The 13,269-nt window shown below is 61.4% G+C and carries 13 protein-coding genes; 2 read left to right on the forward strand and 11 right to left on the reverse strand.

What is annotated here, in order from left to right; translation table 11 throughout:
• Positions 1-196 precede the first annotated feature (196 nt).
• The 9 genes from hflC to HX801_RS18660 all read right to left on the reverse strand — a co-directional run bounded on the left by hflC (position 197) and on the right by HX801_RS18660 (position 9,645).
• The gene (gene hflC / locus HX801_RS18620; protein WP_003217510.1) at positions 197-1,063 is read right to left on the reverse strand and encodes a protease modulator HflC; all 867 of its coding nucleotides are present in this window, start codon (positions 1,061-1,063) and stop codon (positions 197-199) included.
• Positions 1,063-2,238, reverse strand: coding sequence for an FtsH protease activity modulator HflK (gene hflK, locus HX801_RS18625; protein WP_087692480.1), 1,176 nt, complete (start codon positions 2,236-2,238; stop codon positions 1,063-1,065). The genes hflC and hflK overlap by 1 nt, the downstream gene beginning before the upstream one ends.
• Before the next feature lie 96 nt (positions 2,239-2,334).
• Entirely contained in the window at positions 2,335-3,636 is a 1,302-nt protein-coding gene (gene hflX / locus HX801_RS18630) for a ribosome rescue GTPase HflX (RefSeq protein WP_003217514.1), read from the reverse strand.
• Positions 3,637-3,648: 12 nt separating this feature from the next.
• Complete coding sequence (gene hfq, locus HX801_RS18635) at positions 3,649-3,912, reverse strand: RNA chaperone Hfq (protein ID WP_003217515.1); 264 nt, start codon at positions 3,910-3,912, stop codon at positions 3,649-3,651.
• 93 nt (positions 3,913-4,005) lie between these two features.
• Entirely contained in the window at positions 4,006-4,977 is a 972-nt protein-coding gene (gene miaA / locus HX801_RS18640) for a tRNA (adenosine(37)-N6)-dimethylallyltransferase MiaA (protein WP_003217518.1), read from the reverse strand.
• Positions 4,977-6,875, reverse strand: coding sequence for a DNA mismatch repair endonuclease MutL (gene mutL / locus HX801_RS18645; RefSeq protein ID WP_008439101.1), 1,899 nt, complete (start codon positions 6,873-6,875; stop codon positions 4,977-4,979). The genes miaA and mutL overlap by 1 nt, the downstream gene beginning before the upstream one ends.
• Before the next feature lie 14 nt (positions 6,876-6,889).
• On the reverse strand, positions 6,890-8,323 hold the full coding sequence (locus HX801_RS18650; protein WP_202948682.1) for an N-acetylmuramoyl-L-alanine amidase: 1,434 nt from the start codon (positions 8,321-8,323) through the stop codon (positions 6,890-6,892).
• Positions 8,324-8,326: 3 nt separating this feature from the next.
• Complete coding sequence (gene tsaE, locus HX801_RS18655) at positions 8,327-8,797, reverse strand: tRNA (adenosine(37)-N6)-threonylcarbamoyltransferase complex ATPase subunit type 1 TsaE (RefSeq protein ID WP_003217524.1); 471 nt, start codon at positions 8,795-8,797, stop codon at positions 8,327-8,329.
• A complete protein-coding gene (locus HX801_RS18660) occupies positions 8,785-9,645 on the reverse strand; it encodes an NAD(P)H-hydrate dehydratase (protein WP_003217526.1) in 861 nt (286 codons plus the stop codon). The genes tsaE and HX801_RS18660 overlap by 13 nt, the downstream gene beginning before the upstream one ends.
• A gap of 62 nt (positions 9,646-9,707) precedes the next feature.
• Between HX801_RS18660 and queG the strand changes: the two genes are divergently transcribed.
• A complete protein-coding gene (queG, locus tag HX801_RS18665) occupies positions 9,708-10,790 on the forward strand; it encodes a tRNA epoxyqueuosine(34) reductase QueG (protein WP_003217527.1) in 1,083 nt (360 codons plus the stop codon).
• Here queG and HX801_RS18670 read toward each other — a convergent pair.
• Together HX801_RS18670 and orn are read right to left on the reverse strand one after the other, a co-directional pair.
• Complete coding sequence (locus tag HX801_RS18670; protein ID WP_172834585.1) at positions 10,769-11,386, reverse strand: trimeric intracellular cation channel family protein; 618 nt, start codon at positions 11,384-11,386, stop codon at positions 10,769-10,771. The two genes, queG and HX801_RS18670, sit on opposite strands and share 22 nt — an antisense overlap.
• Before the next feature lie 197 nt (positions 11,387-11,583).
• Positions 11,584-12,126: an oligoribonuclease gene (orn, locus tag HX801_RS18675; RefSeq protein WP_003217529.1), complete on the reverse strand. Its 543-nt coding sequence runs from the start codon at positions 12,124-12,126 to the stop codon at positions 11,584-11,586.
• 106 nt (positions 12,127-12,232) lie between these two features.
• On the opposite strand from orn, the gene rsgA reads away from it, so the two are divergent.
• Positions 12,233-13,264 carry a small ribosomal subunit biogenesis GTPase RsgA gene (rsgA, locus tag HX801_RS18680; protein ID WP_076018064.1) on the forward strand — a complete coding sequence of 344 codons (1,032 nt, stop codon included), beginning with the start codon at positions 12,233-12,235 and terminating at the stop codon, positions 13,262-13,264.
• Positions 13,265-13,269: the final 5 nt, after the last annotated feature.

A 13,269-nucleotide genomic window follows, 5' to 3' on the forward strand; every position in this document is an offset into this window, starting at 1 on the left:
ACGACCAACAACCGGCCTCGTCGGGCACTTTCCTCGAAAAACCTGTGGCGCCTGCGGAGCAAAACCACAATCAAACATGCAGACGCAAAAAAGCCGGGAATTTCCCGGCTGCCGCATCATACACCCGTTTTCTGAAAGGATCACCCCGCCCGGCATTTTAGCCGCCCGACGGAGCGATTCTCAGACTACATGCGGGTTACTTGGACTTTTCCAGGTAGCGGAAGAAATCGCTACTTGGGTCCAGCACCATGACGTCGGTTTTGTTCGCAAAGCTTTCACGGTAGGCGCGCAGGCTACGGTAGAACGCGTAGAACTCCTGGTCCTGGCCATAGGCCTTGGCGTAGATCGAAGCGGCTTGAGCATCACCATCACCACGGGCCTCTTCAGACTCGCGATAGGCTTCAGCCAACAGTACGCGACGCTGACGGTCGGCATCCGCGCGGATCCCTTCTGCCAGTTCGTTACCCTTGGCGCGGTGCTCACGAGCCTCGCGCTCACGCTCGGTGCTCATACGTTCGAACACGCTGCGGTTCACTTCCTTCGGAAGGTCGATGGCCTTGACCCGAACATCGATCACCTCGATGCCCAGCTCTTTTTCCGCCATCGCATTCAACGAACGCGTGATGTCCGCCATCAGCGCGTCACGTTCACCGGATACCACCTCGTGCAGGGTGCGCTTACCAAACTGGTCACGCAGGCCCGATTCCAGACGGCGCGACAAACGCTCGTCGGCAATCTGCTTGAGGCCGGAGGTCGCGGTATAGAAACGCTCGGCATCCTTGACGCGCCACTTGGCGTAGGCGTCAACCATCACGGCTTTCTTTTCCAGGGTCAGGAAGCGTTGTGTCGGTGCATCCAGGGTCATCAGGCGGCCGTCGAACTTGCGCACCTGGTTGACGTAGGGGACTTTCACATGCAGGCCCGGCTGGACATCCGCCTGGACCACGCGACCGAATTGCAGCAACACCGCGCGCTCGGTCTGAGACACGATATAGAAGCAGTTCCAGGCAGCGATGACCACGACGACGCCCACAATCAGGGCGGTCAGCGATTTATTGCTCATCAACGACTCTCCCTGGTACGTGTTTGCTGTTGCAGCAGGTCAGCGGCCGCACGGGCGCTCGCTTCGTTGGCAGCAGCATTGGAACCGGTAGCCGGTGCGCTGGTGCTGCTACGACCACCTTCGATCATCTTGTCCAGCGGCAGGTACAGCAGATTGTTCTGCCCGCCCTTGCTGCCGGTCACGAGAACCTTGCTGGTGTTGCTGAAGACTTCCTGCATGGTGTCCAGGTACAGACGCTCACGGGTGACTTCCGGTGCCTTGCGGTACTCGGCCACCAGCTTGGTGAAACGATCTGCCTCACCCTTGGCGCGGGAGACCACTTCGTCGCGGTAACCGTTGGCATCCTCAAGGATGCGCTGGGCCTGGCCACGGGCTTCCGGCACCACGCCGTTGGCGTAGGTTTCAGCCTGGTTGCGCGAACGCTGCTCGTCTTCACGGGCACGGATCACGTCATCGAAGGCTTCCTGCACTTCACGCGGTGCCGCTGCGCTCTGTACGTTGACCTGGGTCACGGTGATACCGGTGCGGTACGTGTCGAGGAACCGTTGCAGGCGCTCCTTGATTTCGCTGGCCATCAATTCACGGCCTTCAGTCAGCACCTGGTCCATTGCGGTGGAACCCACCACGTGGCGCAGGGCGCTTTCGGTCGCATGTTGCAGGCTGATCTCCGGCTGGTCGACGTTCAGCACGAAGTCCTGCAGGTTGCTGATCTTGTACTGCACGGTCAGCGGCACTTCGACGATGTTCTCGTCTTCGGTCAGCATCTGGCCCTGCTTGGTGTAGGCACGCTCACGCGTGACGTTTTCCATGTACTTCTTGTCGATCGGCGGGAAGTAGATGTTCAGGCCAGGGCCGACAGTCTCGTAGTACTTGCCGAAGCGCAGCACCACGGCTTGCTCCTGCTCGTCCACCACATAGACGGCGCTGTACAGCCAGACGGCCGCCAGCACGACGAGGCCGATGCCGAGCAGGCCGTAACCACCGCCCTTGCTCGTACGACCGCCTTCGTCACCACCACGTTTTTTTCCACCACCGAACAACCCATTCAGGCTTTCCTGCAGCTTTCGGAAGGCCTCGTCGAGATCTGGTGGCCCCTTGCGGTCGCCATTATTGCGGCGTTTACCACCCCAAGGATCCTGATTATTCGAGTTGCCACCCGGCTCATTCCAAGCCATAGCGCTCTCCATCTGATAAAGCAAAGACGCACCCACGGCGCGCCGACCAATGCTACAGAATGCCTGTCACAGCGGCACAACCGCTTTCTCAGGCTTTTATTGCAAAGTGTGTTGTTCGATGAACTCTGTCGGCACAACGCCTTCACGGCTGACCAGCCGATTCAGCTCCGAGCGCGGCAATCGAACGGCCAGCAAGCTGACACCTTCTTCGTCGTGTTCTTCTTTCTGTACCGCGCCCAGCTCGAAAAACTGTGCACGCAGTCGAGCAAAACGCTGCGGCAAGCGCAAGGTGCCGACGAACAAATCGCTGCCCAACAGCTCGGCAATGGCTTGTTCAAGCAATTCCAGGCCACTGCCATCACGCGCCGACAGCCAGACCCGCTGGGGCTTGCCGTTTTCGTCGCGCTGGATTTGTGGCTCAACGCCTTCAAGCAAATCGAGTTTGTTATAGACCTCGAGGATCGGCAAGTCCTGGGCACCAATCTCGCCCAGCACCACCATGACCTGTTCAATCTGCAACATGCGATCCGGTTCGGCCGCATCGATCACGTGCAACAGCAGGTCGGAATTGCTCGACTCTTCGAGCGTAGACCGAAATGCCTCGACCAGCTTGTGGGGCAAGTGACGAATGAAACCCACGGTATCGGCCAGGACAATCGGCCCCAGGTCGTCCAGTTCCAGACGGCGCAAGGTCGGGTCGAGGGTCGCGAACAGTTGGTCGGCCGCGTACACGTCCGATTTCGTCACGTTGTTGAAGAGTGTGGATTTGCCGGCGTTGGTATAGCCCACCAGGGAAACGGTCGGGATATCCGCACGCATACGGCCACGTCGCGATTGTTCGCGCTGGCTGCGCACCTTCTCCAGGCGGCCCTTGATCTGTCGCAGGCGCACCCGCAGCAGACGCCGGTCGGTTTCCAGCTGGGTTTCACCCGGGCCGCGCATGCCGATGCCGCCACCCTGGCGCTCAAGGTGAGTCCAGCCACGAACCAGCCGGGTGCTCATGTGGTCAAGCTGGGCCAGTTCTACCTGGAGCTTGCCTTCATGGGTACGGGCGCGTTGAGCGAAAATATCGAGAATCAGACCCGTGCGGTCGATCACGCGACACTCGAAAACTCGTTCGAGGTTACGTTCCTGACTGGGCGTGAGGATGTGATTGAAAATCACCAGATCGGCCTTTTCGGCGTGGACCAGGTCGCGCAGTTCCTCGACCTTGCCGCTGCCGATCAGGAATTTGGCGGTTGGCCGATGACGCGGCACGTTAAAAAACGCGACGGTCTCGGCGCCGGCCGAATTTGCCAACTCCTGAAACTCCTGCGGATCTTCGCGCGCCTCAGGGTCCTGTCCATCCAAGTGAACGAGGATTACTCGCTCACCACCACCGTGGCGCTCAAAGAACAAAGGAGACTCCTATCAGGCGTTACCTGGTGCAGGCTCGGCGTCACCCTGTTCTTCGGTTGCGCTAGGCAGACGAATTGGACGAACCGGCACTACGGTCGAGATAGCGTGCTTGTAAACCATTTGGCTTACGGTGTTTTTCAGCAGGATCACGAACTGGTCGAACGACTCGATCGTACCTTGCAGCTTGATACCGTTGACCAGATAGATGGAAACCCCAACTTTCTCTTTACGTAAAGTATTCAAGTAAGGGTCTTGTAGCGAATGCCCTTTTGACATGTGCCGCACTCCTTTAAGGATCAATAATAAAAATCGGAAAATAGATAGCTCATGGCCGTCACACCCCCAAGGATAGACGGCAATTGCAAGGACTCAGCTCAATATGGAGACCGTTCCCAAGTATTTCAAGGCGCGTGACAGATTGTCGCTGTCCAGGCTGTCCAGCCAGTGCAAATCGCTCCAACTGCGCAACCAGGTGAACTGACGCTTCGCCAATTGGCGCGTGGCAATGATGCCGCGCTCCTGCATTTCGGCTGACGTCAGCTTGCCATCCAGATGATCCCAGACTTGGCGGTAGCCTACAGCACGTATCGAAGGCAGCCCTGGATGCAGGTCACCTCTTGAACGCAGTGCTACGACCTCCTCCACAAACCCCTGTTCCAACATAATTGTGAATCTTTGTGCAATTCGTTCATGCAGCACCTGGCGATCCGTCGGAGCGATGGCCAGATTCGCCACAGTATAGGGCAATTGTGAGTGTCCCGAGGCGCCTGCTTCAGCACTTTGCGCAGTTTGTTTCAGCCTGTGTTCAGTCATGGTCTGGCCACTGACCCGCCAGACTTCCAACGCTCGCGTCAGGCGCTGGGGGTCATTGGGATGAATTCGCGCGGCGGAAACCGGATCCACAATGGCCAACTGATCGTGCAAGGCCTGCCAGCCAAGGCGCGCAGCCTCTTCTTCAAGTTCGGCGCGCACCTGTGGATCAGCTGGCGGCATATCAGCCAGACCTTCCTGCAAGGCCTTGTAGTAGAGCATCGTGCCGCCGACCAGCAGCGGAATCTTGCCCCGCGCGGTGATATCGGCCATGGCGGCCAGCGCATCGATGCGAAAATCCGCCGCCGAATAGCTCTCGCTGGGATCAATAATGTCGATCAACCGGTGCGGATACTGGGCCAGCAGCTCTTTTGAAGGTTTGGCAGTGCCGATGTCCATGTCCCGGTAAACCAGTGCAGAGTCGACACTGATCAACTCGCACGGCAAGACCTTGGTCAGCTCGATGGCCAGGTCGGTCTTGCCGGCGGCCGTCGGGCCCATCAGGAAGATGGCGGGGGGCAAGGCACTCATCAACGGCCGCGCAAGAACAGTTTGTCGAGGTCGTCCAGGCCCATCTGGGTCCAGGTCGGGCGGCCATGGTTGCACTGGCCGCTGCGCTCGGTGTTTTCCATGTCCCGCAGCAGGCCGTTCATTTCCGGCAAGGCCAGCCGGCGGTTGGCGCGGATGGCGCCGTGACAGGCCATGGTGCCGAGCAGTTCATTGATGTGGGCCTGGATCCGGTCACTGGTGCCGTATTCCATCAGGTCTGCCAGTACGTCGGCCACCAGCCGGTTGGCCTCTGCCTGCTTGAGCAAAGCCGGAATCTGGCGGATAGCCAGGGTTTCCGGCCCCAGGCGTTGCAGCTCAAAGCCCAGCTTCTGGAACACGCTGATGTGCTCTTCGGCGCAATCCGCTTCCCGCTGGCTGACCGCCAGGGATTCCGGCACCAGCAGCGGCTGGCCGCTCAGGCCTTCGCTGGCCATGGCGATCTTCAGGCGCTCGTACATGATCCGCTCGTGGGCGGCGTGCATGTCCACCAGCACCAGGCCATGGGCGTTTTCCGCAAGAATATAGATACCCTTGAGCTGTGCCAGCGCGTAACCCAACGGCGGCACGTCGCCCTGGCCTTCCGGCAACGCGGCAGCGCCTGGCTCGGCGCCGGGCAGCGGCGCGAAAAACTCGCGATAGGCCGCCTGGGCCTCGGCCACCGGCACCGCCGATTGCGGACGCGGGGTGTACTGGTATTGATAACCGGCGCCGGCGCCTGAACCAGGTGCGGTAAAGCTCGGCTGGGCTTGCGGCGATTGCAGCAGGTTGGCCGCCAGGCTCATTTCGCCCTGGGGCCCGAACTCGCCGGCTTCCGGCCCTGAAGGACGGACAACAGCCGTGACAATCGGCGCCGCCAGGTGATCATCCGGCCGCACATCGCCCAAGGCGCGGTGCAGGGTGCCGTAAAGAAAGTCGTGGACCATGCGACCGTCACGGAAGCGCACTTCGTGCTTGGTCGGGTGCACGTTGACGTCGACCACCGACGGATCGACCTCGAAAAACAGCACAAACGTCGGATGCCGCCCGTTGAACAGCACGTCGCGATACGCCTGGCGCACCGCGTGGGCCACCAGCTTGTCGCGCACCGCCCGGCCATTCACGAAGAAATACTGCATGTCCGCCTGGCTACGGGAGAAAGTCGGCAAACCCACCCAACCCCACAGCCGCAGGCCATTGCGCTCGATCTCGATCGGCAGCGCCTGCTCCAGGAACCCCGCGCCGCAGATGGCCGAGACACGCCGCGCACGGGCCGCATCATCATGGGCCTCGTGCAGGCTGAGGATGGTCTTGCCGTTGTGGCGCAGGTGGAAAGCCACATCAAACCGAGCCAGGGCCAGGCGCTTGATGACTTCCTGCAGGTGATCGAATTCGGTTTTTTCGGCCTTGAGGAATTTACGCCGGGCCGGGGTATTGAAGAACAGGTCGCGTACTTCCACCGAGGTGCCCACCGGATGTGCCGCCGGCTGGACCCGGGGCGCCATGTCGCGGCCTTCGGTTTCAACCTGCCAGGCCTGGTCGGCGTCGCGGGTGCGGGAAGTCAGGGTCAGGCGAGCCACGGAGCTGATGGAGGCCAGGGCCTCACCACGAAACCCGAGGCTCATCACCCGCTCCAGGTCTTCCAGGTCACGAATCTTGCTGGTGGCGTGACGGGCCAGGGCCAGCGGCAGGTCATCGGAGGAAATCCCGCTGCCGTCGTCGCGCACCCGCAGCAGCTTGACGCCGCCCTGCTCAACATCGACATCAATGCGCCTGGCACCGGAGTCGATACTGTTTTCCAGCAACTCCTTGATCACCGACGCTGGCCGCTCGACCACCTCACCCGCCGCGATCTGGTTGGCGAGACGCGGGCTTAGCAGCTCGATGCGCGAGGTATTGCTCAAGACTGTTTCGCTCATTATTGCGCCGCCAGTTCAGTGCCCGGGATGGTCAACACCTGGCCGACCTTCAATTCATCGGTCTTGAGGTTGTTGGCACTGCGCAAGGTTGCCGCTGACACCTGGAAGCGCACCGCCAGCATCGCCAGGGTGTCGCCCGGCTGCACGCGATGGTCACGCGGGCCCTGGGCGATTTTCCCGGAGTCACGCAGCCAGGCTATATAAGTGCCCGGCGGCGGGTTCTGCTGGAAGAACTGGCGAACACCGGCGCTGATGGAGCGCGCCAACGCCTGCTGGTGGCTGGCCGAGGCCAGTTTCGAGGCTTCGTTGGAGTTGGAGATAAACCCGGTTTCCACCAGGATCGACGGAATATCCGGCGACTTGAGCACCATGAACCCGGCCTGTTCCACGCGCTGTTTGTGCAGCGAGGTGACGCGACCAATGTTGCTCAGGACTTTCTGCCCCACGTTCAGGCTGGAGGTCAGCGAGGCAGTCATCGACAGATCGAGCAATACGCCAGCGAGCATCTTGTCCTTGTCGTCGAGGGATACGTTGCCAGCCCCGCCGATCAAGTCGGAACGGTTTTCACTGTCCGCCAGCCAGCGGGCGGTCTCGGACGTAGCGCCGCGATCAGACAGGGCAAACACCGAGGCACCAAACGCCGCGGCCGAAGGTGCGGCGTCGGCGTGGATCGAGACGAACAGGTCGGCGCCCTTCTTGCGGGCGATTTCGGTACGGCCACGCAGCGGAATAAAGTAGTCGCCGGTCCGGGTCAGCTCGGCGCGGTAGCCTTTCATGCCATTGATCTGGCGCTGCAGTTCACGGGCGATGGCCAGTACCACGTCTTTTTCATGCTGGCCGCGCGAGCCCGAGGCACCCGGGTCTTCGCCGCCGTGACCGGCATCGATGACCACGATAATGTCACGTTTGCCCGCCGGAGCCGGTGGCAGCGGCGGCAATTTGACCTGGGGTTGCGACTGGTTGACCGGCACCGCAGGTATCGTCGCGACGCTTGGAGTTGGCGCAGGCGGCGGCGCGGCATCGGCGGCGTTGTCGAACAGGTCGACCACCAGCCGGTTGCCATACTGCGCGTTGGGCGCCAGCACGAAGCTTTTCGGGGTCACGGCCTTTTTCAGGTCGATGACCACCCGCAGGTCGGTCGGCGTACGCTGGGCCGAGCGCATCGCGGTAATCGGGGTATTGGCCATGGCGACTTTCAACGGCGCGGCCAGGGTCGCACCGTTGATATCAATCACCAGGCGATCAGGCGCCGTGAGGGTGAAGACGCTGTGCTGAACCGGGCCAGACAGGTCGAATACCAGTCGCGTGTTATCCGGTGCCCGCCACAGGCGAACACTTTTCACCTGTGAGGCCGCCAGTGCATTGAAAGTCATTGCCGCAAGCAACACCCCTACGACAGTAACCAACGCGCGAAAGCGCATACCTAACCCCATCAATTATTTGAATTCCAATGCCAAGGCGGCGCACCACGACTCGCCGCGCGCGCTCTGGGACAACAACTTCAGCTGACGTCCTTGCTTATGCGGGGTAATGGTAATGGTCAGGTCCGGCTTTGGCAAAAAGCCTGTGCCTTTATCTGGCCACTCGATCAGGCACAAGGCGTCCTCATCGAAGTAATCACGAATGCCCATGTATTCCAGTTCTTCCGGGTCCACCAGGCGATACAGGTCGAAGTGGAACGCTCGTACGTCACCGATTTCGTAGGGTTCTACCAAGGTGAACGTAGGGCTTTTCACAGCACCCGCGTGTCCCAACCCGCGAATGATGCCCCGGGACAAGGTGGTTTTTCCGGCGCCGAGATCGCCTTCCAGAAAGATCAGCCCTGAGCCTTGAGTGACCCGGGCAATACGGTTGCCCAAGGCGACCATGGCGTCTTCATCAGGCAGGAAAAGAACTACTTCAGACACGGCGATTGCTCCTCCAGCAACTGACGAATGGCAGGAATCAGGTCACTGGCGGCCAGCCCGCGACCGTAGGTACCCTGGCGATCTCCGGCAGTGGCATGCAGCCAGACCGCCAGGCAGGCGGCATCAAATGCCGGCATGCCTTGCGCCAGTAAAGCACCGACCAGGCCGGCCAACACATCGCCCAGGCCAGCGGTCGCCATCGCAGGATGGCCCTGATCGCAGCGGGCAACCCGACCGTCCGGGCTGGCGATCAAGCTGCCGGCGCCCTTGAGGATCGCCACCGCATTGAATTTCTGACTCAAGGCGCGCGCCACGTTAAGGCGGTCGGCCTGAACCTCGGCTGTCGAAATACCCATCAAGCGGGCCGCTTCGCCAGGATGCGGAGTGATCACGCAATTGGCCGGCAGGCTGACGCTGCCCGCCGCCAGCAGGTTCAAGGCATCGGCGTCCCAGACTTGCGGCTGCCTGGCATTGGCCGCTACCGACAGCAGGCTTTTGCCCCAGGAGACCTCGCCCAGGCCCGGGCCGATGACGATCACGGAAATCTTTTCCAGCAGGCCCATCAATTGATTGGCCGAGTGCACGCCCACCGTCATCACTTCCGGCAACCGCGCCAGCGCCGCACCGACGTGTTCGCTACGGGTCGCCAGGGAAACCATGCCGGCACCACTGCGCAGGGCACTTTCAGCACTGAGCAAGGCGGCGCCGCCAAAACCCCGGTCGCCGCCGATCAGCAATACATGGCCGAACTGGCCTTTATGGGCGTCCGGGGAACGCGCAGCGAGTTGCGGCAATTGGCCGGGCAACAGGTGCTGAACGTCGGGTATTTCGTGTTTTGTCTGCGGCATGCGTCTTCAAGCTCCGATGTCTGGCAGAATTATACGCATCTAACCTGCGGTTTCTCTTGTTCATGCCTGCTATTACCTACGACCTGCCCGCCCTCGCCCAATCGATCAAAGACTGGGGCCGCGAGCTGGGCTTTCAACAAGTGGGCATCAGCGGCCTCGACCTCGCCGAGCATGAACAGCACCTGCAACGCTGGCTCGACGCCGGCTACCACGGCGAAATGGACTACATGGGCGCCCACGGCAGCAAGCGCTCACACCCGGAAGAGCTGGTACCCGGCACCTTGCGCGTGGTCTCACTGCGCATGGACTACTTGCCGGGCGACACCCAAATGGCCCAACTGCTGGCCAAACCCGAAAAAGCCTACATCTCCCGCTACGCCCTGGGCCGCGACTACCACAAGCTGATCCGCAAGCGCGTGCAGCAACTGGCCGACCGCATCCAGGCGCAAATCGGCCCGTTCGGCTTCCGCGCCTTTGTCGACAGCGCCCCCGTGCTGGAAAAAGCCATCGCCGAGCAGGCCGGGCTGGGCTGGATCGGCAAGAACACCCTGGTACTCAATCGCAAGGCGGGCAGTTACTTCTTCCTGAGCGAGCTGTTTGTCGACCTGCCGTTGCCGGTCGACCCCCCCCACGCCACCGAACATTGTGGCCGCTGCACCGCCTGCCTGGATATCTGCCCTACCAATGCCTTCGTCGGGCCCTACGTGCTGGACGCCCGGCGCTGCATTTCCTACCTGACCATCGAGCTGAAAAGCGCGATCCCCGAAGAACTGCGCCCACTGATCGGCAATCGGGTATTCGGCTGCGATGACTGTCAGATCGTTTGCCCGTGGAATCGTTTCGCGCGGCCTACCGACGAAGGCGATTTCAAGCCACGGCACAATCTGGATAACGCAGAGCTCGCCGAGTTGTTTATGTGGGACGAGGACAAATTCCTCAGCAGCACCGAAGGTTCTCCCCTGCGCCGCGCCGGCTATGAGCGCTGGCTGCGCAACCTGGCGGTGGGCCTGGGCAATGCGCCATCAAGCATTCCGGTGCTGGAAGCGCTGAAGGCGCGTCGGGAATACCCCTCGGAACTGGTGCGCGAACATGTGGAATGGGCGCTGAACCAGCACGCCGAACGTCAGTGCACGTCGTCGTTGTAGACGAACTTGGGCATTTCCCAGTGAAAACGGATCGCCAGCAGGCGCAATAGAAAGCCGCTGAACAGCGTCAGCAGGATCGATTGCTCACTTGGCAGCTCAAGGTAGATGCACAGCATGTAGAACCAGGCGGCCAGGAACGACACGCTGGCGTACAGCTCGCGGCGGAAGATCAACGGAATGTCGTTGCAGAAGATATCCCGCAGGATGCCGCCGAATACCCCGGTGATCACACCGCTGACTGACGCCACCAGCATGCCGTGGCCCATTTCCAGGGCGGTCATGCTGCCGATCAGGGTGAAGGCCACCAGGCCCACGGCGTCCAGCGCGAGGAACAGCGAGCGCAGGTGGCGCATCAATGGAGCGATGAAGATGGTCACCAGGGCCGCGACGGAGGTCAGCACCAGGTACTCCGGGTGTTTGACCCAGGTCAGCGGGTAGTGGCCGAGCAACACGTCACGCACCGAACCGCCGCCCAGCGCCGTCACGCAGGCGATCAGCACCACACCGAACCAGTCCATCCCGCGCCGCCCGGCGGACAAGGCACCCGTCATGGCTTCGGCGGTGATGGCGATGAGGTAGAGCATCAGCAGCATGATGGCGATCCTTGCAAAGTTGTGGCGAGGGGGCTTGTCCCCCGTTGGGGTGCGAAGCAGCCCCTTTAAAGGCAATAGAGTTTTCAGGTAGATCGGGATGTCAGATTTTAGGGCCGCTTCGCAGCCCAACGGGGGACAAGCCCCCTCGCCACAGACAAGCCCCTCGCCACAAAAGCCCGCTGGGCTCAGGTATTACCGCTTTAGAACTTGATGAAATGCTTGCGGTAATGCTGCAGCTCGGCAATCGACTCGCGAATATCGTCCAGCGCCAGGTGGGTGCTGCCCTTGTGGAAGCTGTCTTTGACTTCCGGCGCCCAGCGCGCGGCCAGTTCCTTCAAGGTCGAGACGTCCAGGTTGCGGTAGTGGAAGTAGCTTTCCAGCGCCTTCATGTGGGTATAGAGAAAGCGGCGGTCCTGGCAAATGCTGTTGCCGCAGATCGGCGACTTGCCCTTGGGCACCCACTTTTCCAGGAAGGCGATGGTTTCGGCTTCAGCCTCGGCCATGCTCACGCGGCTGTCGCGCACACGCTGGGTCAGGCCCGAGTTGCCGTGGGTGCGGGTGTTCCACTCGTCCATGGTGGCCAGCACCGCGTCGCTGTGGTGAATGGCGATCACCGGACCTTCGGCCAAGGTGTTGAGGTTGCTGTCGGTGACAATGGTCGCCATCTCGATGATGACGTCGGTGTCAGGGTTCAGACCGGTCATTTCCAGATCGATCCAAATCAGGTTCTGTGGGTTTTGCATGTCGTGGTTCCTTGGCACCTTGGCGTAGCTGCGCAGTTTAGCAGGCAGGGCGTGCTAGACTCGCGACCGTTTCACCTAACCTTTGCATTATCGACACGGAACACCAATGGCCAAACGCCAGCTCAACCGTCGCCAAAACTGGCGCATCGAAAAGATTCAGGGCGAACGCGCTGCCCGCGCCGCCAAACGTGAATCCTCCGCCGTGGAAGCGCTTGAGGGCGGCGACCTGGGCCCAGAGCAAACGGGCCTGGTGATCGCGCACTTCGGTGTGCAGGTCGAAGTCGAGGCCACCGAAGGCGATCACGCCGGCCAGGTGTTCCGTTGCCACCTGCGCGCCAACCTGCCTGCGCTGGTGACCGGCGACCGGGTGGTGTGGCGTGCCGGCAACCAGGGCATCGGCGTCATCGTCGCCCAACTGCCACGTACCACCGAACTGCGTCGCCCCGACAGCCGTGGCCAGCTCAAGCCGGTAGCGGCCAACGTCGACATGATCGTCATTGTCTTCGCGCCACTGCCCGAACCCCATGCCAACCTGATCGACCGCTACCTGGTAGCCGCCGAACACGCCGGCATTCGCCCGCTGTTGCTGCTGAACAAATTCGACCTGATCGACGAACAGAACGCCCCGGCGCTCAACGCGTTGCTGGCGGTGTACCGCACCCTCGGCTACCCGGTGCTGGAAGTCTCGGCGCATCACGGCAATGGCATGGAACAGTTACAGACTGAACTGGACGGGCGCATCAGCGTGTTCGTCGGCCAGTCGGGCGTGGGCAAGTCGTCCCTGGTCAACAGCCTGTTGCCGGAAGTCGAAACCCGTGTTGGCCCGCTGTCGGAGCTGTCCGGCCAGGGCACCCACACCACCACCACCGCGCGATTGTTCCACTTCCCGGGCGGCGGTGAACTGATCGACTCCCCAGGCATTCGTGAATTCGGCCTGGGCCATGTGAGCCGTGCCGATGTTGAAGCGGGCTTTATCGAGTTCAACGACTTGATCGGCACCTGCCGCTTCCGCGACTGCAAACATGACCGCGAGCCGGGTTGCGCCCTGCTCAAGGCACTGGAAGACGGCCGCGTGCAGCAGCAGCGAATGAACAGCTATCGCTCGATCATCGCCAGCTTGCCCGAGACCAGTTACTAAGCAGC

This window comes from Pseudomonas sp. G1002 (genome assembly GCF_013385455.1).
Lineage (GTDB): Bacteria > Pseudomonadota > Gammaproteobacteria > Pseudomonadales > Pseudomonadaceae > Aquipseudomonas.

What these genes read in the sequence shown, in the direction of transcription:
- hflC (WP_003217510.1), bottom strand. Translation starts at nt 1,063, where the DNA reads ATGAGCAATAAATCGCTGACCGCCCTGATTGTGGGCGTCGTCGTGGTC.
- hflK (WP_087692480.1), bottom strand. Translation starts at nt 2,238, where the DNA reads ATGGCTTGGAATGAGCCGGGTGGCAACTCGAATAATCAGGATCCTTGG.
- hfq (WP_003217515.1), bottom strand. Translation starts at nt 3,912, where the DNA reads ATGTCAAAAGGGCATTCGCTACAAGACCCTTACTTGAATACTTTACGT.
- miaA (WP_003217518.1), bottom strand. Translation starts at nt 4,977, where the DNA reads ATGAGTGCCTTGCCCCCCGCCATCTTCCTGATGGGCCCGACGGCCGCC.
- HX801_RS18650 (WP_202948682.1), bottom strand. Translation starts at nt 8,323, where the DNA reads ATGGGGTTAGGTATGCGCTTTCGCGCGTTGGTTACTGTCGTAGGGGTG.
- HX801_RS18660 (WP_003217526.1), bottom strand. Translation starts at nt 9,645, where the DNA reads ATGCCGCAGACAAAACACGAAATACCCGACGTTCAGCACCTGTTGCCC.
- queG (WP_003217527.1), top strand. Translation starts at nt 9,708, where the DNA reads ATGCCTGCTATTACCTACGACCTGCCCGCCCTCGCCCAATCGATCAAA.
- orn (WP_003217529.1), bottom strand. Translation starts at nt 12,126, where the DNA reads ATGCAAAACCCACAGAACCTGATTTGGATCGATCTGGAAATGACCGGT.
- rsgA (WP_076018064.1), top strand. Translation starts at nt 12,233, where the DNA reads ATGGCCAAACGCCAGCTCAACCGTCGCCAAAACTGGCGCATCGAAAAG.